The organism is Polynucleobacter sp. MG-28-Ekke-A2 (genome assembly GCF_035012985.1).
GTDB lineage: Bacteria > Pseudomonadota > Gammaproteobacteria > Burkholderiales > Burkholderiaceae > Polynucleobacter.
In genome coordinates this window covers 1-18,069 of record NZ_JAYGQU010000031.1, presented here as the reverse complement: position 1 = coordinate 18,069, position 18,069 = coordinate 1, and the positions used below count along the sequence as shown (strand labels likewise).

The 18,069-nt window shown below is 45.5% G+C and carries 21 protein-coding genes and 1 tRNA gene; 14 read left to right on the top strand and 8 right to left on the bottom strand.

Annotation, left to right across the window (positions count from 1 at the left end):
- Positions 1-96 (top strand): IS3 family transposase (locus VC188_RS11425; protein WP_216217816.1); only part of this gene is annotated, 96 nt, incomplete at its 5' end.
- Between the two features lie 95 nt (positions 97-191).
- Here VC188_RS11425 and cysE read toward each other — a convergent pair.
- Complete coding sequence (gene cysE, locus VC188_RS11420; protein ID WP_215322000.1) at positions 192-956, bottom strand: serine O-acetyltransferase; 765 nt, start codon at positions 954-956, stop codon at positions 192-194.
- 23 nt (positions 957-979) lie between these two features.
- Positions 980-1,732: an RNA methyltransferase gene (locus tag VC188_RS11415; RefSeq protein WP_215322297.1), complete on the bottom strand. Its 753-nt coding sequence runs from the start codon at positions 1,730-1,732 to the stop codon at positions 980-982.
- Between the two features lie 139 nt (positions 1,733-1,871).
- Here VC188_RS11415 and VC188_RS11410 point away from each other — a divergent pair, with 139 nt between their 5' ends.
- Entirely contained in the window at positions 1,872-2,660 is a 789-nt protein-coding gene (locus tag VC188_RS11410) for an inositol monophosphatase family protein (protein ID WP_215322002.1), read from the top strand.
- A 32-nt stretch (positions 2,661-2,692) separates the two neighbouring features.
- Here VC188_RS11410 and VC188_RS11405 read toward each other — a convergent pair whose 3' ends face one another.
- The 3 genes from VC188_RS11405 to VC188_RS11395 are packed head-to-tail and all read right to left on the bottom strand — an operon-like array spanning position 2,693 to position 4,861.
- The gene (locus VC188_RS11405; protein WP_323484042.1) at positions 2,693-3,475 is read right to left on the bottom strand and encodes a UDP-2,3-diacylglucosamine diphosphatase; all 783 of its coding nucleotides are present in this window, start codon (positions 3,473-3,475) and stop codon (positions 2,693-2,695) included.
- Entirely contained in the window at positions 3,472-3,975 is a 504-nt protein-coding gene (locus VC188_RS11400) for a peptidylprolyl isomerase (RefSeq protein WP_216156724.1), read from the bottom strand. Before VC188_RS11400 ends, VC188_RS11405 begins: the two co-directional genes overlap by 4 nt.
- Entirely contained in the window at positions 3,947-4,861 is a 915-nt protein-coding gene (locus tag VC188_RS11395; protein ID WP_323484041.1) for a tetratricopeptide repeat protein, read from the bottom strand. Before VC188_RS11395 ends, VC188_RS11400 begins: the two co-directional genes overlap by 29 nt.
- A 60-nt stretch (positions 4,862-4,921) precedes the next feature.
- On the opposite strand from VC188_RS11395, the gene cysS reads away from it, so the two are divergent.
- Genes cysS through tilS form a run of 4 tightly spaced genes read left to right on the top strand, consistent with a single transcriptional unit; the run spans position 4,922 to position 9,253 of the window.
- Entirely contained in the window at positions 4,922-6,343 is a 1,422-nt protein-coding gene (gene cysS, locus VC188_RS11390; protein WP_323484040.1) for a cysteine--tRNA ligase, read from the top strand.
- A complete protein-coding gene (locus VC188_RS11385) occupies positions 6,343-7,017 on the top strand; it encodes a DNA-3-methyladenine glycosylase (RefSeq protein WP_323484039.1) in 675 nt (224 codons plus the stop codon). The genes cysS and VC188_RS11385 overlap by 1 nt, the downstream gene beginning before the upstream one ends.
- Before the next feature lie 9 nt (positions 7,018-7,026).
- Positions 7,027-7,998: an acetyl-CoA carboxylase carboxyltransferase subunit alpha gene (locus tag VC188_RS11380; protein WP_216122724.1), complete on the top strand. Its 972-nt coding sequence runs from the start codon at positions 7,027-7,029 to the stop codon at positions 7,996-7,998.
- Positions 7,964-9,253 carry a tRNA lysidine(34) synthetase TilS gene (gene tilS / locus VC188_RS11375; protein ID WP_323484038.1) on the top strand — a complete coding sequence of 430 codons (1,290 nt, stop codon included), beginning with the start codon at positions 7,964-7,966 and terminating at the stop codon, positions 9,251-9,253. Before VC188_RS11380 ends, tilS begins: the two co-directional genes overlap by 35 nt.
- On the opposite strand, the gene VC188_RS11370 is transcribed toward tilS, so the two are convergent.
- Together VC188_RS11370 and VC188_RS11365 are read right to left on the bottom strand one after the other, a co-directional pair.
- Entirely contained in the window at positions 9,243-9,536 is a 294-nt protein-coding gene (locus tag VC188_RS11370; RefSeq protein WP_323484037.1) for a type II toxin-antitoxin system RelE/ParE family toxin, read from the bottom strand. The genes tilS and VC188_RS11370 overlap by 11 nt on opposite strands.
- Positions 9,530-9,814, bottom strand: a complete 285-nt coding sequence (locus VC188_RS11365) for a hypothetical protein (protein WP_323484036.1) — start codon at positions 9,812-9,814, stop codon at positions 9,530-9,532. The genes VC188_RS11370 and VC188_RS11365 overlap by 7 nt, the downstream gene beginning before the upstream one ends.
- A gap of 171 nt (positions 9,815-9,985) precedes the next feature.
- On the opposite strand from VC188_RS11365, the gene VC188_RS11360 reads away from it, so the two are divergent.
- The 5 genes from VC188_RS11360 to VC188_RS11340 all read left to right on the top strand — a co-directional run bounded on the left by VC188_RS11360 (position 9,986) and on the right by VC188_RS11340 (position 14,300).
- Positions 9,986-11,236: an aspartate kinase gene (locus VC188_RS11360; RefSeq protein ID WP_072582309.1), complete on the top strand. Its 1,251-nt coding sequence runs from the start codon at positions 9,986-9,988 to the stop codon at positions 11,234-11,236.
- A gap of 72 nt (positions 11,237-11,308) precedes the next feature.
- A tRNA-Ser gene (locus VC188_RS11355) sits at positions 11,309-11,403 on the top strand.
- Between the two features lie 240 nt (positions 11,404-11,643).
- Positions 11,644-12,411, top strand: coding sequence for a metallophosphoesterase (locus VC188_RS11350; RefSeq protein WP_071465704.1), 768 nt, complete (start codon positions 11,644-11,646; stop codon positions 12,409-12,411).
- Between the two features lie 105 nt (positions 12,412-12,516).
- The gene (locus VC188_RS11345; RefSeq protein WP_071465705.1) at positions 12,517-13,542 is read left to right on the top strand and encodes a hypothetical protein; all 1,026 of its coding nucleotides are present in this window, start codon (positions 12,517-12,519) and stop codon (positions 13,540-13,542) included.
- Positions 13,542-14,300 carry a hypothetical protein gene (locus VC188_RS11340; RefSeq protein ID WP_323484035.1) on the top strand — a complete coding sequence of 253 codons (759 nt, stop codon included), beginning with the start codon at positions 13,542-13,544 and terminating at the stop codon, positions 14,298-14,300. The genes VC188_RS11345 and VC188_RS11340 overlap by 1 nt, the downstream gene beginning before the upstream one ends.
- An 8-nt stretch (positions 14,301-14,308) precedes the next feature.
- Here VC188_RS11340 and VC188_RS11335 read toward each other — a convergent pair whose 3' ends face one another.
- The gene (locus tag VC188_RS11335; protein WP_323484043.1) at positions 14,309-14,851 is read right to left on the bottom strand and encodes a site-specific integrase; all 543 of its coding nucleotides are present in this window, start codon (positions 14,849-14,851) and stop codon (positions 14,309-14,311) included.
- Between the two features lie 384 nt (positions 14,852-15,235).
- On the opposite strand from VC188_RS11335, the gene VC188_RS11330 reads away from it, so the two are divergent.
- From VC188_RS11330 to VC188_RS11320, 3 genes are read left to right on the top strand one after another with little or no spacing between them, the layout of a single operon-like run.
- Entirely contained in the window at positions 15,236-17,014 is a 1,779-nt protein-coding gene (locus VC188_RS11330) for a S8 family serine peptidase (protein WP_323484034.1), read from the top strand.
- Positions 17,015-17,017: 3 nt separating this feature from the next.
- Positions 17,018-17,506: a hypothetical protein gene (locus VC188_RS11325; RefSeq protein ID WP_323484033.1), complete on the top strand. Its 489-nt coding sequence runs from the start codon at positions 17,018-17,020 to the stop codon at positions 17,504-17,506.
- Positions 17,507-17,537: 31 nt separating this feature from the next.
- Entirely contained in the window at positions 17,538-17,774 is a 237-nt protein-coding gene (locus tag VC188_RS11320) for an HGGxSTG domain-containing protein (RefSeq protein WP_323484032.1), read from the top strand.
- Positions 17,775-18,069 lie beyond the last annotated feature (295 nt).

The window sequence follows — 18,069 nt, the reverse complement described above, 5'->3', positions numbered from 1 at the left end:
GAATATATCCATTACTACAACCATGATCGAATCAAGCAAAAACTAAAGGGATTAAGCCCGGTGCAATACCGAACTCAATCCCTTCTGGTAACCTAATTAAACTGTCCAACTTTTGTGGGTCAGTTCACATGCTATTCCTTTTTCTTTGCATCATTTCTTCTGCATGACCCCCAATGGGTAACCGCAAATCACTACTCCCTTAGCCACTGTTTAATAGCATCAAGGTCGCGTTTGGTATCGCTAGAGCCTTCAGCATCAGGGCCAGTAGGCGTGTTACTCAACTTGGCTAAAGCCTGCTCTAGCGCTGCAATCTTGGCTTCCTGTTCGATCGTGGCATCGATTAAACCTTTGAGCGCCATTGATACAGGATCATCTACATTCGGCGTCACTCCATAAGCAGAAAAATATTCCTTTGTTTTGCTATCAGGACTTTGTGGTAAATCTGGATGCAGGATGCGCGCAGGAATACCAACCGCAGTCGCACCTGCAGGAATTTCTTTTAGAACCACGGCATTGGATCCAACGCGTGCGCCATCACCCACAGTAAATCCGCCGAGAACTTTTGCGCCCGCACTGACCACAACACCTTTACCAAGGGTGGGGTGGCGCTTAACGCCTTTATAAAGCGAAGTGCCGCCCAAGGTAACGCCTTGATAAATTGTGCAGTCATCGCCAATTTCTGTGGTCTCACCAATCACAATACCGAGTCCATGATCCAAAAATACTCGGCGACCAATCTTTGCACCAGGATGAATTTCTATCCCAGTGAAAAAACGCGCAAACATGGACAACACACGGGCAAGCCATTTCAGACCAAGATTCCACAGAAAATGGGAGATGCGATGCAGCCAAACTGCGTGCAAGCCTTGATAGCAAGTGATGACCTCGAGACGATTCCGGGCTGCTGGGTCTCTGGCAATGATGGAGTCGACTTGGTCGAATAGGGGATATGACATAGCTTGATTTTAACGGGATGCGCTTATTTTCTCAGGAGCATCTGTTTTGCAATGCCGCGCAGCAGATCAATCTCTTCTTTATGAAGGCGGCTACGGGCAAATAGCGCTTGAATACGGGGCATCAGTTTCTTGGGGTTGGTTGGGTCTAAATAGCCAATGGCCTCCAGACCTTGGCGCCAATGTTCCACCATGGCTGCAATAGCTGCAGGATCTGCAAAATCAGCCATTTCTTCCCGGCCCGCTAAGGCATTACGCACGCCTGTATGCTGGCTGAGTGTTTCCCTGAGGGTGTAGGCGCAGACCATGATTGCCTGGGCCAAGTTAAGAGACGGGTAGTCTGGATTGGCATCTAACCAGACTCTATGGGTGCATAAGGCCAAATGATCGTTATCCAAGCCAGTTCTTTCGGGACCAAAGAGCAGGGCAACCTTTCCCTCTGCTGATGTCGCATCGGCTATTAAGGTCCGAGCGGCCTCCCAGTCTAAGGCTGGCGGGCCAAACTCTCGATCACGGCTGGTTAGGCCTAAAACTAGTGAGCAACCCTCTACGACGGAGGTTAATGAACTGCTTTCTGAGGAGCGCTCAAGGATATCTACCGCACCGCTGGCTAAAGCAATGGCATCCGCATTGACTGATACGTCTTTGATCTTGGGATTAATAAGGCGCAGGTCGCTAAAGCCCATAGTTTTAAGGGCGCGAGCAGCAGAACCCACGTTTCCTGGGTGACTGGTTTCGACTAAAACCCAGCGTAGTAGTTCAGATTTGTCGATATTCATCAATGCCATTGGGGGTGTTTATAGGGTGTAATGGATGCTAATCGTTTAGAATCAGACTGTTAGCTTCGTATTGTCATGCAATTTTCTTTTTGCAGGCATTACAAGGAGCTTGTTCTTATTTAATTTGTCCATCAATACTATGCATCCCATGTTAAATGTGGCCGTCAAGGCCGCCCGTCGCGCTGGAACAGTCATTAATCGTGCTTCTTTGAATTTAGAGCGCTTGCAAGTTGACCGTAAGCAACACAACGATTTCGTCACCGAGGTGGACAAAGCCGCAGAAGCGGCCATCATTGAAACGCTGAGCGAGGCCTATCCAACCCATGGATTTTTGGCTGAAGAAACAGGCGAACACAATGCGGATGCAGAAAACGTTTGGATCATCGATCCGCTAGATGGCACAACCAATTTCATTCACGGCTTTCCGCAGTATGCGGTTTCGATTGCGCTGGCAGTGAATGGCGTGATTCAACAAGCCGTTGTTTACGACCCAACTCGTGATGAGTTATTTACCGCTACCCGTGGTGCGGGCGCGTATTTGGATCGTCGGCGTTTGCGTGTAGCCACGCAAGATCGCTTGGCAAATTCTTTGCTCGGTACCGGATTTCCGTATCGTGAAGACCAGGACTTAGAAAAGTATTTAAAGATTTTTGCTGAAATGTCACGTCAATGCGCGGGCTTGCGTCGCCCGGGTGCTGCATCATTAGATTTGGCTTATGTAGCAGCGGGTCGTTACGATGGATTTTTTGAGAGCGATCTCAAGCCATGGGACATGGCTGCTGGTGCTTTGCTAATCACTGAAGCGGGCGGGCTGATTGGTAACTATCGTGGTGAAGAAGGCTTTCTGAAAAGCGGTGAAGTGATGGCTGCCAATCCACGTATCTTTGCACAAATGGTGCAGTCACTCTCTAAATACTCAGCGTCTTAATTCAATCTCTCAACCCGAGAAGTCAGTAGCGCTTAGTGCTTAATAAGGTCGAGATAGCGCGCTCCAGCACTATCGATCAATAGGGCGCTTGCCCTAGGGTGAAGACTCTCAGGGTGATCGAGATCCCAGTCGGATAAAACCCAACGCTGCCAAGTCTGGGTGTTTAAAGATTCTTCATGATGGGCTGGTAAGTGAGTATGCCCATGAATCAATCTGTCTCCAGATTGACCTTTCATCACAGCTGCACAAGCTTCTCGCGTGACATCCATTTTGAGTTGACTTGCAGCAGAGAGTTGCTGTGTTTGATATTGGATATGGCTATTGCTACGTAGATGCTGGGCAACACCTCTGCGCCAATTGAGGGGTAGAGTTAAAAAGAGTTTTTGCACCCAAGGTTTTCTAACCCAACTACGAAATACCTGATAGCCAAAGTCTGCAGTACATAAAGCATCACCATGAGCTAAGACCCATTTGTGTGAAGCTAATTCAACTAAGCTAGGATCTGGCAAGAGCGTCATGCCAGTCTTTTTAATAAAACTTTTGCCGATTAAAAAATCTCGATTGCCATGGATGTAATATGTTTTTACTTTGGCAGAAAGGTTGGCGATGGCACGCTGAACTTCTTGTTGAAAAGGTGAGGATGCGGATGCATCATCACCTACCCAATACTCAAATAAGTCACCCAGAATAAATACAGCCTCAACTTTAGGAGCTTCTTTTTCACAGAAGTCGAAAAAGCGTTGCGCCGTCAAGGGCATTGACGGCGTCAGGTGTAGGTCTGATATGAGCAGTGCGCTCGCGTATTGCGGGATCATTCCTCGAGAACAGTGGCCTTCTCAATCACAACATCTTCAGCTGGAACGTCTTGATGAAAGCCGGAGCTACCAGTCTTGACTTTGCGAATGGTGTCAACGACATCCATGCCGCCAGTAACCTTGCCGAATACTGCATAACCCCAGCCTTGGGCATTCGGAGCGGTGTGATTTAGAAAATCATTGTCATTCACATTGATGAAGAATTGAGCAGTTGCAGAATGAGGGTCGCTGGTTCGCGCCATAGCTACAGTGTAGCGATCATTCTTGAGGCCATTATTGGCTTCGTTTTCAATTTCTGCGCCTGTTGGCTTTTGCTTCATGCCGGCAGTCATGCCGCCGCCTTGAACCATAAAGTTATCAATCACACGATGAAAAATCGTGCCATCGTAATGACCGCTTTTTACGTATTGCAAGAAGTTAGCAACACTTTTGGGTGCCTTAGCTGCATCAAGAGTAAGGGTGATATCACCCTTATTGGTTTTTAAGAGTACTTTCGCCATTATTAGTTCTACTTTCTGGAAGGTTGGTTGATGGAGCATTGCTTGGCAGAGTATCTGCGGAATTGAGGGCGCGATTAACAGGGCGCTTTGCGGGGGGCTTGAGTACGTCCAAGAGTGCTTTAGCGCGGTTGGAGTACTGACGCTGATTCAGCAATGCATTTTTTGCAGCGTCTTCATATGCTTGAGCACCAAGGCGAATATAGATCTCACCCAGATTGGCTGAGGCAATGGCATAGCTAGGGCGCAGCTTTAATGCAAGCTCTAAATAATCTCGCGCTTCAATCCATTGGCCTTGGTTGGCAGCTATCGCTGCAAGATTATTGTAGGGTTCTGGCAATTCAGGGAACTGCTGGGTAATTTCAATCAAGGTTTTTTTAGCTTGATCGAATTGGCGCATCTCAATTTGTAAGCGCGCTTTTACAAAACGCAATTGCACATTGCGTGGCGTCTTCTTGAGATCCGCATTGATTTGGGTAACCGCATCTTGGTATTTACGTGCCTTGATGAGTTTTTCTACGTCGGATGGCACTGCATTTTTGGTAATGGGGTCCGGCTCAATAATCAAGAAGGACATAAATGGGACGCCAACGGTCTCTGATAGCTCTGGATTTAATGGGTCATAGCCCACATCCGCCGATAACCTAGGAGGATCAGTTGGGCTGTAACCGCCTAAATAGGGTTGTGGAGCCAATTGGCCTGACTTCATTTCCTGGGTATTTAATGCCTGAATTTCAGCATCGGCACGTTGCTGGGCAGGCGTGCTGCAGCCTGTCATCAGTACCAGTGATGCCAAAGTGGCAAAAGCTGGGACTAAGACCTTATTCAGGGCAAGGTGTGGCGCTGGGGCATTGTGGGGCATAGAGGAAGGGGTGTGAAACGGGCTCATTCGATATACTCAGCGCTCAGTCTAACAAATTGGCGCTACTTGCCCCACCTTTATAGCCCTATGCTGCAAATCTATAACACCCTTAGCCGTTCTAAACAGGTCTTTAAGCCCATAGTGCCGGGCAAGGTCAAGATGTACGTCTGCGGCATGACGGTTTATGACTTTTGCCATATTGGCCATGCCAGGGTCATGATCGTCTTTGATATGGTGGTTCGTTGGCTTAGGGCTAGCGGCTATGAAGTGCTTTATGTGCGCAATATCACTGATATTGATGACAAGATCATCAACCGTGCCATTGAGAATGGCGAACCCATTTCTGCATTAACCAATCGCTTTATCGATGCGATGCATGCCGACTCGGATGAGTTGGGTTTAATACATCCCGATCAAGAGCCGCGCGCTACCGATTACATCGCCCAAATGCAGGGCATGATTGGCAAGCTTATTGAAAACGAATTAGCCTATCAAGCCAATGATGGTGATGTCAATTTTGCGGTGCGTTTATTGCCGCGTTATGGTCAGTTATCCGGTAAGACGCTTGATGAATTAAATGCTGGTGAGAGGGTGGCAGTGGGTGATGGCAAACGTGACCCACTGGATTTCGTTTTATGGAAAAGTGCTAAAGCAGAAGAGCCGGCTGATACTCGCTGGAAATCGCCCTGGGGCGAAGGCCGTCCAGGCTGGCATATTGAGTGCTCAGCCATGTCTTGTGACTTACTGGGCGAGCATTTTGATATTCATGGTGGCGGTGCCGATCTGCAATTCCCGCACCACGAAAATGAAATTGCGCAAAGCGAAGGCGCTTTGTATGGCAAAGATCGCAAAGAAGATGATGTTCCCTTTGTTAAGTACTGGATGCATAACGGCCACATTCGGGTGAATGAAGAGAAGATGTCCAAGTCATTAGGCAACTTCTTTTTAATACGGGATGTACTCAAAAGCTTTGATCCAGAAGTATTGCGTTTCTTCATGCTAAAGGCGCATTACCGTAGTCCGATTAATTATAGCGACGCGCAACTAGAAGAGGCACGCTCAGGACTTGGTCGTCTATACACTGCCTTGGCTCAAGCCCCAAAAGCACAATCAATCAATCTAGATCCACACAATCCATGGGCCAAGCGCTTTGCGGATGCCATGAATGATGATTTCAATACACCAGAGGCGATTGCGGTCTTGTTTGATCTGGCCAGCGAAGTTAACCGTGCGCAAGGCCAAGAAAAGCAATTACTCGCCAATACAATGAAGGCCCTTGGCGCTTCCCTGAACTTCTTGCAGCGTGATCCAACCGCATTTTTGCAATCAGGCTCTAAAGATCGGGATGGCTTAAGTCCTGCACAAATTGAAGAGCGTATTGCTGCACGTGTAGCCGCTAAACAGGCAAAAGATTTTGCCCAGGCAGACTTAATTCGTAAGACATTACTAGAGCAAGGAATTGTTCTGGAAGATAAACCCGGCGGCTTAACAGAATGGCGTAGGGCTTAATGACTGTAGCAAAAGAAATAAAAGTGGAAAAAGCAGAATCAATTCTTGAGGAAATTGCTCCAGACTATTGGGAGCAGGCTTGCAAAGAATTGATGAAGCACGATCGTATTCTGAAAAAATTGATTCCTAAAATTGGATCCGGATTTTTAGTGACACGCGGCGATTCTTTTAATACTTTGGCAAGATCGATTGTTGGACAGCAAATTTCAGTTGCAGCAGCTCAAACCGTATGGAATAGGGTGCTTGCTGCGAGCAAGAGAAAGGTCACACCCAAAAATATCCTAGCGCTATCCGTTGAAGAGTTGCGCGCCGCCGGATTATCTGGGCGCAAGGTGGAGTACATCCGCGATTTAGCAGATCACTTCGATTCCGGTCGCCTCCATGCCAATCAGTGGAAAGATATGGATGATGAGAGCGTGATCAAAGAATTAAGCTCTATTCGGGGAATTGGCCGCTGGACTGCTGAAATGTTTCTCATTTTTAATATGGTTCGCCCTAATATCCTCCCTCTGGACGATGTTGGTCTAATTAAGGCTATTTCCCTCAATTACTTCAGCGGTGAGCCTGTTAGCCGCCATGAGGCGAGGGAGGTGGCTGCCAATTGGGCCCCGTGGCGTACGGTAGCTACCTGGTATATGTGGAGAAGTCTCGACCCCGTCCCAGTTGAACATTAAAATCAGACTATGAAAACGACTTTCCTGGATTTTGAGCAGCAAATCGCCGAATTAGAGTCAAAGATTGAAGAGCTGCGTTTTGTGCAAGATGAGTCATCGGTAGATATCTCCGATGAGATCAAAACGCTTGCCGAAAAGAGTCAGCAGTTAACAAAAGATGTTTATGCCAATTTGACTCCTTGGCAGGTCTCTCAAGTAGCGCGTCATCCACAGCGTCCTTACACCTTAGATTATGTTGGTGCTTTATTTACCGACTTCCATGAACTGCATGGTGATCGCACTTTTGCAGATGATCAATCAATCATTGCTGGATTAGCCCGTTTTGAAAATCAGCCTTGTATGGTGATCGGTCATCAGAAGGGCCGCGACACCAAAGAACGTGCCCTCAGAAACTTCGGCATGAGCCGTCCAGAGGGCTACCGCAAAGCAATGCGCCTCATGCGTCTTGCAGAAAAGTTTGGCATTCCGGTATTTACTTTTGTGGATACCCCAGGCGCATTCCCTGGTATTGATGCAGAAGAGCGCAATCAGTCTGAAGCGATTGGTCGCAATTTGTTTGTGCAAGCAGAGCTTGAAGTTCCAATCATCGCCACCATTATTGGAGAAGGTGGTTCCGGTGGTGCGTTAGCAATTGCGATGGGCGATGTGGTCTTAATGTTGCAGAACTCCACTTACTCAGTAATCTCTCCTGAAGGCTGTGCATCTATCCTCTGGAAGACTGCCGATAAGGCTCCCGAGGCAGCTGAGCAGCTGGGCCTCACGGCTCAGCGCTTAAAGGCATTGGGTCTAATCGATAAGATCGTTGCTGAGCCTATTGGTGGCGCACATCGTGATTACGACAATATGATGAGCAATATGCGCAAAGCACTTGCTGAATCTTTGAAAACTTTTGACGGCATGAAAGTAGATGCATTACTCGAACGTCGTCATGAGCGTTTGATGAGCTATGGCAAGTTCAAGGAAATCACAGCAAAGTCCTAAGCCGGGAAAACGAATTGCGGTTGCCTTAAGTGGCGGCCTCGATTCGGTTGTGTTGCTCGACACGGTTTGCAAAGCGCAAGCTAAAAGCCAAAATCAAATCTACGCCTTTCATATTCATCATGGCTTACAAAAACCGGCAGATGACTGGTTAATCTTTTGCGAGAAGCTGACCAAAAAATACAAGATCCATTTTGATTTCCGCCTCCTACATTTAGACAGCGCTAATGAGCAAGGTAATATCGAAGCAAGAGCAAGAGAGGGGCGTTACGAAGCCCTCGCCGATCTCTGCGAAGAATATGGCATCGAAGATTTACTCTTGGCCCATCATCAAAACGATCAAGTAGAAACCGTTCTCCTACAGCTCCTGCGGGGCTCGGGAGTAGCTGGCTTATCCGGTATGCCAACAAGGAGGAGGCTTTCCAGCAATCAACACCTCACCCTCTGGCGCCCACTCTTAAACCAAAGCAGACAAGAGCTTGAGGCTTATGCCAAAGAACATAAGCTCAAATGGATTGAAGATCCAAGCAATCAAAATACAAAATATCGTCGTAATGCTATTCGCAAGAAAATTATTCCTGCTCTTGAAAGTATTCAGCCTGAAGCATTAGCTAATATGGCCCGCAGTGCAGAGCTTCTTGGTGAAGCGCAAGCCCTACTGAATCGCTTAGCGCAGCAAGACGGCAAAAATATTCTCAATCAAGATCAATTGAAAGTAGCGCCACTTCTAGCTTTGGCTAAAGATGATTTGCCTGCAGCAAACAATGTCTTGCGTTACTGGTTGCAAACTCAGCAGTTGGCAATGCCATCGCAAGAGCGCCTCCAGTCTTGGTGGCGCGATCTGACGAAAGTTAAAGCTGATGCCAAGCTTGAGTGGCTACATGACGAAAGAAAGATCTGCCTCTGGCGTGGAGCCCTTCAAGTTGCGGGCGCAGAAGAAGGTCAATGGGTGCTTAAATCACTGCCGGCCAATTCCAAGCAATTAGGTCTTCCTGCAGATTGGGTAAAAACTGCCCAGGGGAATAACCAAATCACGCTGAGAGAGCGCCTAGGCTCCGAGAAGATTCAGATAAAGCCCAAGACACCCCGTAAAACCCTCAAAAACCTCTATCAGGAGGCTGATATCCCTCCATGGGAGCGTCAATCACCCTTGCTTTACATCAATGATGAATTGATCGCTGTGGCGGGTATTGGGCTGAGTTACCCACATCTGACTTCAGCTGGCAAGCGTGTCCTGCCAATTTGGACTAAGGCGTAATCCCCGATTCTTTTTGATGACGTATGGTACAAATGAGCACAGCATTTTTAGTTTCATCAAAGCTGTATAGCGCTACATAACCAGACTTTCCGCGGGAGATGATTAATTCTCTGATGTGGGTATCGCAGGTACGACCTATAAAAGGGTGTTCCGACAATATCTGAATTGCGCTCTCAATAATTTCTAAAGTAGCTAGAGCAGCATTTTTATCACTTTCAACTAAAAAGTCAGTAAGTCTCTCGAGATCTAATAGGGCTCTTGGGGAGAAAACAATTCTTACCAATTCGTTGCTTTCAAGGTTGACTTCTTACCGGCTATGCGTGCTTTTAAATTTTTAAAGACTTTATCTGCATCATGCACTTTACCTTCTTGTAAAACCTCCTTGCGAGCATTGTTAGCGTCTTCAATAAAAGATCTTCGCAATTCCGCATTGATGCTTGCTTGTTTAATTGCTTCCACCATAAAGGCGTGAGTAGTAATGCCAAGATCTTTGGCCGCATTGGCTGCTTGGAGCTTGATTTCATCAGTGAGTTTGAGGGAGGTTGTGCTGACAGGGCTCATGGAGGGTCCTAGGATCAAAAAGGTAACACTAAAGTAACACCATCATAAACAGCCCCATAGGACAAAGTCAACAGCTTGGTCTTAAAGACCTACAAAACCCTGTAAAATAAGCCCCTTTTAGACCTTCAAGGATTCAATTCCTTGTTACAGATAGTTAAATAGACGGTTTTTATGGCTCTTATCGTTCATAAGTACGGCGGCACCTCAATGGGCTCAACTGAGCGCATCGCCAATGTTGCCAAGCGCGTTGCCAAATGGATGCGTGCAGGCCACCAAGTGGTGGTTGTGCCCTCAGCCATGTCCGGCGAAACCAATCGCTTGCTCGGCCTTGCAAAAGAAATCAATCCAGATGCAAACCCACGCGAGTTAGATCAAATTGCATCAACTGGTGAGCAGGTTAGTTCTGGCTTATTAGCACTGGCATTAATCCGTGAGGGTATCGATGCAGTGAGTTACGCTGGTTGGCAAGTAACAGTCCACACGGATTCTGCATTTACCAAAGCGCGCATTAAGAGCATTGATAGCGAAAAGATTCTCAAAGACCTTAATGCTGGTCGAGCAGTCGTTGTTACTGGTTTCCAGGGCGTTGATCCTAATGGCAATATCACAACCTTAGGTCGTGGTGGCTCAGATACCTCAGCAGTTGCCATGGCAGCAGCTTTAAAGGCTGATGAGTGCTTAATCTACACAGACGTTGATGGTGTTTATACAACTGACCCCCGTGTTTGCGAAGACGCACGTCGCCTAGACAAGATTACCTTTGAAGAGATGCTAGAAATGGCAAGCTTAGGTTCAAAGGTATTGCAGATTCGTTCAGTGGAGTTTGCAGGTAAGTACAAAGTTAAAACCCGGGTTCTGTCTTCTTTGACAGACCCATTGATGCCTTTAGACGTCGAGATGAAGTCGGGCACCTTGATTACATTTGAAGAGGACAGCACTATGGAAGCCGCAGTTATTTCCGGCATCGCCTTTGCGCGTGATGAAGCGAAGATTACCGTTCTTGGAGTTCCTGATCGTCCAGGTATTGCGTATCAAATTCTTGGCCCGATTGCGGATGCCAATATTGATGTAGATATGATTATTCAGAACCAATCAGTTGAAGGTAAAACAGACTTTACTTTCACAGTGCCGCGCGCTGATTATCAAAAAGCATTGGACTTGCTCAAGAACACTGTGCAAGCGCACATCGAAGCAAAAGAAATTTCTGGCGATCCAAAGGTTTCTAAGGTTTCAGTAGTTGGTGTTGGCATGCGTTCTCACGTTGGCATCGCCAGCAAGATGTTCCGAACTTTGTCGGAAGAGGGCATCAACATCTTGATGATCTCCACCAGCGAAATCAAGATCTCAGTAGTGATTGATGAGAAATACATGGAATTGGCTGTACGCGCCTTGCATAAGGCATTTGAGCTGGACCAGAAGTAAGTAAAAAGCACAATAAACCCCTCAGGAGCGGTTATCCGTTAAACTGTGGGGCGTTGTAATAGTAAGAAGTACGGAGACGTGGCCGAGCTGGTCGAAGGCACTCCCCTGCTAAGGGAGCATCGGGGCTAAAACTCTGATCGGAGGTTCGAATCCTCTCGTCTCCGCCAATAACTTTGGCAAACTTTCTGTTATTTGCTTTATACAACAAAGACATAGCCCCTTAACCGGGGCTTTTTCTTTATCACTCCCGCTTACCAGTACGCTTACCACCCAAACAATATGTGATTGCAGATATGTGGCTAATACCAACTAAGCTAACAATCGCTTGTTGCATCTTGGCAGCATGGTTAATTAATTGAATACACTAGATCTCAATCTAAGAGTCACGATCGACTCTTATCAAAATTATGAAACTTCATGTACTGAGTGATTTGCATCTAGAGTTTGCTGACTTTACCCCCGTATCAAATACAGCAGATGTCATTGTCCTGGCGGGTGATATCGGCCTTCGCGCGGAAGGTGTAACTTGGGCCAGGAAATCTTTTCCGGATCAAGAAATTATTTATGTGGCTGGCAACCATGAGTTCTATGGTTCTCAGCGTTCTCATGTCATTGAGGACATCCAAAATACATGCGCAGAAAACGACATTCATTTCCTAGATGACGATGGGATTGAGTTACATGATTCGCAGTTAAATACTCCCGTCCGTTTTTTAGGGGCTACGTTATGGACGGACTTTTTATTATTTGGCGAAGATCTTAAATCTAAATGCTTATCGTATGGCGAGCTTTACTTAAATGACTTCAGAAGAATCAGGGATGGGGGAAGAAATTTCTCTCCAAAAAAATCTATCCAATTGCATGAAAAGTCACTGGCTTGGCTGCAAAAAGAATTTGAGAATCCATTTGATGGCAAGACGGTAGTGGTTACTCATCATCTACCCTCAATGAGTTCAGTAGCAGAGCGATATAAACCGGATCTACTATCCGCCTGTTTTGCCTCCGAGTTAGCCCATCTCTTTGGAAAGATGTCTTTATGGATTCATGGGCATACGCATGACTCCTGTGATTATCAAATGCATGGCACTAGGGTGGTTTGTAATCCTCGCGGTTATGTGCGATCTAACCATGCGGAGAACCCAGCATTTAATCCATCTTTAATAATTGAAATTTAAACGCAGTATTTTATATAAAATTCAATAAAATCAAGTAATTAACATACATTATTTTGTATTAATATATACTATGTTAATTGATTAATTTCGTGTTAAAATGACCTCATGAAGAATGCTCAAACTCTTTTTGATCAGGCAGACCATTATTTGCAACAGACTCTAGGTGAGGTCCTGTTGATTGAGGGCGCTTGGGCAGGCAGCGCAAACTTACCTCGTTATATCAATCAAACCTATGACATTGGTAAGGCTAAATTGGGTGGGAACCATATTCTATTAATGACCAACAAGGAAGGTACTCAAGCATTGCCAGCACTACTGAAGCAAAGAGCGCTAATTCAGCGTGAGGCTGGAGTACCTGTCATTTGGGTTGGAGCAACTCTACAGGCTTATGTTCGCAAAGAGATGGTTGCTCAGCGGGCACCTTTCATTATTCCTTTTAAGCAGGCCTACTTGCCTCTATTGGGGGTTCAGTTTCAGGAGCGAGCGTTAGAAACAAGAACCAGCACCCAAGACAGGTTACATGTGGCAACACAAGTATTTTTGATTAATGCCTTGCTAAAGAATTTGCCTGATACATTAAATCCAAAAGAGCTTGCTATGCACCTGGGATACAGCCTGATGACCATGACGCGCATTAAAAGCGAGTTGGTACAGCATGCTTGGTTAGATGTGGGCGTATATAAAAAAGAGGGGTTGTGGCGCCTTAAGATTGACGGAGACGGACTTTGGAAGGCTGTTACGCCTTACATGCAAAACCCGATACGTAAGCGTCTATGGATTAGAAACCCAAATCAAAATATTAAGAGGCTTCCTCTGGCAGGATTAAGTGCACTTGCTAAACAGACCATGTTAGGAGAGCCTGCAAATGTTGTGCGAGCTATTGGAGAGTTGGAGTGGCGCAAGCTGCATAAAGAATTAGATGCTAATCAAGTTCTACCCGAAGCCATTGATGGCGCTGTAGAGTTGGAAGTCTGGCGTTATGCACCCCAAAGAATCAAGACTCAAAATACCAAAGAAGGGAATGCGGGTAATGATGCAGTCGACCCATATTCTTTATATTTATGTCTTGAGAATATGGATGATGATCGGGTGCAGTTGGCGCTTAAAGAATTAACGAAGGGGATAGATTAATGGCAGCTCAATTGGGGCTTATGGTCTTTGAGGAGGCATTCAAAGGGCTTGAAGATCAGTATGTACTGATAGGGGGAAGTGCAACTCAACTGGCCATGGAAGATGCGGGACAACAATTTTCACGCACGACAAAGGATTTGGACATTGTTGTGATTGTTGATGCATTAACGCCTGAATTCATTGAGCGATTTTGGCTCTTTGTAAAAGCGGGTAAATATCAAAGCCAGCAAAAGAGTGATGTCACCAAGCAGTTTTACCGCTTTAAGAAACCAGAGACTGCTGGATATCCATCGATGCTTGAACTCTTTTCAAGAAAGCCAGACTTTCTTCAAGAGAGGGATATCGGAGAGATGAGGGCAATTCCGCTGGCAGAAGATGTTTCAAGTCTTTCCGCTATTTTGCTGGATGATGATTACTATGGTTTGATAAAAAATAACCGCAAAGATGGTGTAATTTGGATTGATGCCGGCGCTCTTATTCCGTTAAAGGCAAAAGCTTGGCTTGATTTAAGTGGGCGTAAGCGTGCCGGCGAGCAGATTGATTCAGATGACATTAAAAAGCATTTGCGAGATGTGCTCAGATTGGTATCCATTCTGCCGACCGATTTTAAATTCGCATTACCAACATTAATAGCGCAGGATTTGCAGAAATTTTTAGATCAGGCGAAAAACGAGTCAGTCGATCCGAGTGGTCTAAACCATCCAAGGGGAACGACTCTGGCGGATGTATTGAATCAAGTTGGTCGAGCCTTCCTATAAATGCGCTATTACCCAATAGCGGACAGTTTCTTCATGCATTTATCTACAAAGCCCTCCCAGTCGCTCATCAAGCAAACCCGTTTTTCCAGCTGATCTTGCCTTCTATAGGCCGCCTCTACCTTATTCTGAATCGTATGCGCTAAAGCTAGCTCGACAGTCTCATTTGAGTATTCAGTAGTCTCGGCAGCCCAGTCACGAAATGTAGATCTAAAGCCATGTGGCACAAAGTCTGCGTACTTAGGCATCTTTCTCATCATGGAGAGCAGGGCCATATTTGATAGAGCGCGCTCTTTATGCAGAGAGCTAGGAAATAAATAGGAGTTCACTCTGATTGTCTTTAGTTGCTCGAGGATTTCCATGGCTCTTCTATTGAGTGGAACGCGATGTTCCTTGCCAGCCTTCATTCGATCGGCAGGGATGACCCAGACCTTAGCTTCTAAATCAAATTCACTCCATTTCGCCTCAATCACTTCACTGGTACGAGTAGCAGTAAGAATCAGTAATTCAAGCGCATAGGCAGAGTAGCCAGTATGAGTTCGTAAATCGCTGATGAATTCACCGATCCTGTTAAATGGCAGAGCAGGGTGGTGAGCTACCTTCTTGATCTTGTTAGCCTTAGGCAGCAGATGGCATAGAGCACCTTGATAGCGCGCAGGATTGTCACCACTAATATATTTATGAGCCTTACACCAGTCCAGAATTACCTCAATACGCTGACGTACCCTTGTTGCAGAAGTCTTGTTGCCAAAATCGCTAACAAAATCATCCTAAGTGGTGGTTTTTCTTTATCGCCGACAGTCCACTATCGGCTAATAATGGTAATTCACTATGTTGTTGTAAAGTGCATTCAATTATGGTAACTAAGTGGTTTAATCCTGTATCATAATTATACAATTTGTAATTATTAATCACCTTTCCCGAGGCATAAATTTAGCATGAGAAATTATCTTCTGGCTGTGTCTCTATCAATCATTATTGGTGCAGGCTTAGTATCATGTGGTGGAGGTGGCGGAGGTGGAGGCGATAGCAGTGGTACCCCAAGTGCCGCTCCAGTAGTTGCAATGACGGACCCCCTATTGGCTTATCAGTGGCATATACAAAATACTGGTGCTTCCGCATTTTCATCAACTCTGCCGGTTGCGGGCAATGATATGAATGTAACCGGCGCTTGGACTGCTGGATATACTGGCAAAGGTATAAAAGTAGCCATTGTTGATACTGGTCTTGAAATAGCCCATGAAGATTTAAGTGCCAATGTTGACCAAGCCAATTCTCATAATTTTCTCACTGGCACCAATAACCCTACTCCAAGCGTTACAGGAGAGGATCATGGCACCCAAGTTGCTGGCATCGTTGGCGCAGTTGGCTTTAATGGAAAAGGTGGGCGTGGCGTTGCTTACAACGCAACATTGAGAGGTTATAACTTAATCGCCCCAGGAGTTAATATTCTCAGCAATATTGGCTATGCACTTGGTGGGGCGAGCTATTCCTCTGGAAATGATATTTTTAATGAGAGTTTTAGTTCTGTGTATGGCTCCTTGCCGCCTACCAACTCAACTTATCAGGCTGTCACTGCGCAAACAATGACACTGAGAAATAGCAAGGGAGCGGCATTGGTTCAAGCGGCTGGCAATGAGTTTGTCAATCACGCTACATCAAAATGTACAAATGCAAATACTTATAAGGTAAGTTGTGGTGACCCAGCTACGGATACGCGTAGAGATGGGTATGTGCCAATTATTGTGGGCGCTTTTAATGCTGATGGTGTTAAATCGAGCTATAGCAACGCTGGTACAGCTATCTGGGTTTCAGCACCTGGCGGTGAGTATGGAGTAGATAGTGCTTATCTGCCAAATCTTTCGGTAACTGCATACAAACCAGGGATTGTTACCACCAGCTTGGATGGATGCAGCAACGCGTCAGCAAACGGATTTACCACCAATAAGCTAAATAGCCTGAATTCTCAAGGGCAAAATGCTAACGCAACAAATTGTCAATACACAGCCATCATGAATGGCACTAGCTCAGCTGCGCCGAATGTATCAGCAGTGGTAGCATTAATGTTAGAAGCAAACCCTAATCTTAGCGTGAGAGATGTTAAGCACATACTCGCAAAAACAGCTAAAAAAATTGATTCGACAAATAGTGGCGTGTCATCTACAACGATTTTGTCGGGCTCTACAGTCGTCTTAGATCAAGGTTGGGTAAAAAACGCAGCTAATAATTGGTTTTCTACCTGGTATGGGTTTGGTGGTGTAGATGCAACTGCTGCTGTAACAATGGCAAAAACATACAATGCTTATCTACCAGCAGTGCAAAGTAATTCATCGAAATTGTATTATTTAAGCAATACAACGATACCCCATACAACTAGTGGCGTCACAATGTCTTTTAATATGAGTCAAAGCTTTACAACTGTAGAGCAAATCATTCTTTTTACAAATCTGACCAGTACAACTGCCTTAACCTGCAACCAATTTGAGATTACATCTCCATCAGGAACAAAATCCATTCTATTACATGCAGCTAATGGATACTCCTCAGATGGTGTTAACTATCAAAGCTCAATTAATAATGCCCGCATTCTTTCAAATGCTTTTTATGGTGAATCGGCTGCAGGCTCTTGGACAGTTCGATTCCTAGATTTTTGCTCAGCCGGAACAACTACCTTTGCTTCGACAGATAATCAAACATTAACTATTGTTGGCCACTAAAAAATGAAAAAAATCATCTTTATATTATTGATTTGTGCTGCCTATAAGCTGTCATTTGCGCAATTAAATATTTCTAATAATGCACCACAATCTCAAGCTGTTACTAATCCAGCAATGGTTATACAGGTTGGCCAAAGAAAATTAGAGGTGATGGCCAATTTAAGGGCATTACCTCTGGGAAATAGCAAGTATCAACTGATCAGCTCAGATTCAGCGTATTCCAGCGGCGTATATGGAGTAGCTTATGACCATACACAAAAAGCCTATGTATTTCTGACCGGTGATATTAGTTTTAAGTTATTAAATAACAGTGGACTATCTGCGATACCGAGCAACATCTCCTTAAGGAGTAAGTTGCTTACAAGCCCAAGCACATATGTTTTCAATGTGAGCTCACCAGCGGATGTAGTCAATCTATTTAATCAGCTTAAATCTAGCCCTGCAGTCGAGTGGGCGGAGGTTTTCACTGTACAAGGAGTTGTTGGCCCATAACCAAAGCTATTTTTATTTATAAAATATAAGTATGCCTAAATGCCTAGCTAACAAACATTCCGGTGGCTTGTGTCAGAACAATGCCATAACGGGTCGCCAGCGCTGTAAATTTCACGGTGGAATGAGTTTGCGTGGAAACCAACATCCAAATTACCAAGGAAAAGGCTGCAGCAAAGAAGACGGGCTTAGGCTTAAAGAGGGTAATGCTCGTATCAAGTTACTTGAAATGATCGCACTTGAAAATGGATTGCTTAATCCTAAGAATTAGCCGCTTAATATGACGCAAGCCAATTTCTAGATATTTTCTGAGGCAGTTTTTCGCTGGTCATGAAGAGGTGTAAGAAGCTCCATACATATCACCGTACCTATGTTCTCATTTTGTTCCCATGCTAAATGAAAAATGGCGGAGTACCCACCATCCTACCCACCACTAGAATGCGTATTCCAGCCCAACGTGACCGCCCATTCCAGCAATATGACCGGTCATTCCAAATAGATCGTGACCGCTGATTCCAGACTCAGCGTGACCGTTTTTAACTCGCTTTTGGAATCCAGGCCCTTGG

Excerpts from the sequence above, each read along its gene's own strand:
- VC188_RS11330 (WP_323484034.1), top strand. The coding sequence starts at position 15,236 with ATGAGAAATTATCTTCTGGCTGTGTCTCTATCAATCATTATTGGTGCA.
- VC188_RS11340 (WP_323484035.1), top strand. The coding sequence starts at position 13,542 with ATGGCAGCTCAATTGGGGCTTATGGTCTTTGAGGAGGCATTCAAAGGG.
- VC188_RS11385 (WP_323484039.1), top strand. The coding sequence starts at position 6,343 with ATGACTGTAGCAAAAGAAATAAAAGTGGAAAAAGCAGAATCAATTCTT.
- tilS (WP_323484038.1), top strand. The coding sequence starts at position 7,964 with ATGGCAAGTTCAAGGAAATCACAGCAAAGTCCTAAGCCGGGAAAACGA.
- VC188_RS11365 (WP_323484036.1), bottom strand. The coding sequence starts at position 9,814 with ATGAGCCCTGTCAGCACAACCTCCCTCAAACTCACTGATGAAATCAAG.
- VC188_RS11320 (WP_323484032.1), top strand. The coding sequence starts at position 17,538 with ATGCCTAAATGCCTAGCTAACAAACATTCCGGTGGCTTGTGTCAGAAC.
- VC188_RS11345 (WP_071465705.1), top strand. The coding sequence starts at position 12,517 with ATGAAGAATGCTCAAACTCTTTTTGATCAGGCAGACCATTATTTGCAA.
- VC188_RS11415 (WP_215322297.1), bottom strand. The coding sequence starts at position 1,732 with ATGAATATCGACAAATCTGAACTACTACGCTGGGTTTTAGTCGAAACC.
- VC188_RS11325 (WP_323484033.1), top strand. The coding sequence starts at position 17,018 with ATGAAAAAAATCATCTTTATATTATTGATTTGTGCTGCCTATAAGCTG.
- VC188_RS11350 (WP_071465704.1), top strand. The coding sequence starts at position 11,644 with ATGAAACTTCATGTACTGAGTGATTTGCATCTAGAGTTTGCTGACTTT.
- VC188_RS11400 (WP_216156724.1), bottom strand. The coding sequence starts at position 3,975 with ATGGCGAAAGTACTCTTAAAAACCAATAAGGGTGATATCACCCTTACT.
- VC188_RS11360 (WP_072582309.1), top strand. The coding sequence starts at position 9,986 with ATGGCTCTTATCGTTCATAAGTACGGCGGCACCTCAATGGGCTCAACT.
- cysS (WP_323484040.1), top strand. The coding sequence starts at position 4,922 with ATGCTGCAAATCTATAACACCCTTAGCCGTTCTAAACAGGTCTTTAAG.
- cysE (WP_215322000.1), bottom strand. The coding sequence starts at position 956 with ATGTCATATCCCCTATTCGACCAAGTCGACTCCATCATTGCCAGAGAC.
- VC188_RS11410 (WP_215322002.1), top strand. The coding sequence starts at position 1,872 with ATGCATCCCATGTTAAATGTGGCCGTCAAGGCCGCCCGTCGCGCTGGA.
- VC188_RS11380 (WP_216122724.1), top strand. The coding sequence starts at position 7,027 with ATGAAAACGACTTTCCTGGATTTTGAGCAGCAAATCGCCGAATTAGAG.
- VC188_RS11395 (WP_323484041.1), bottom strand. The coding sequence starts at position 4,861 with ATGAGCCCGTTTCACACCCCTTCCTCTATGCCCCACAATGCCCCAGCG.
- VC188_RS11405 (WP_323484042.1), bottom strand. The coding sequence starts at position 3,475 with ATGATCCCGCAATACGCGAGCGCACTGCTCATATCAGACCTACACCTG.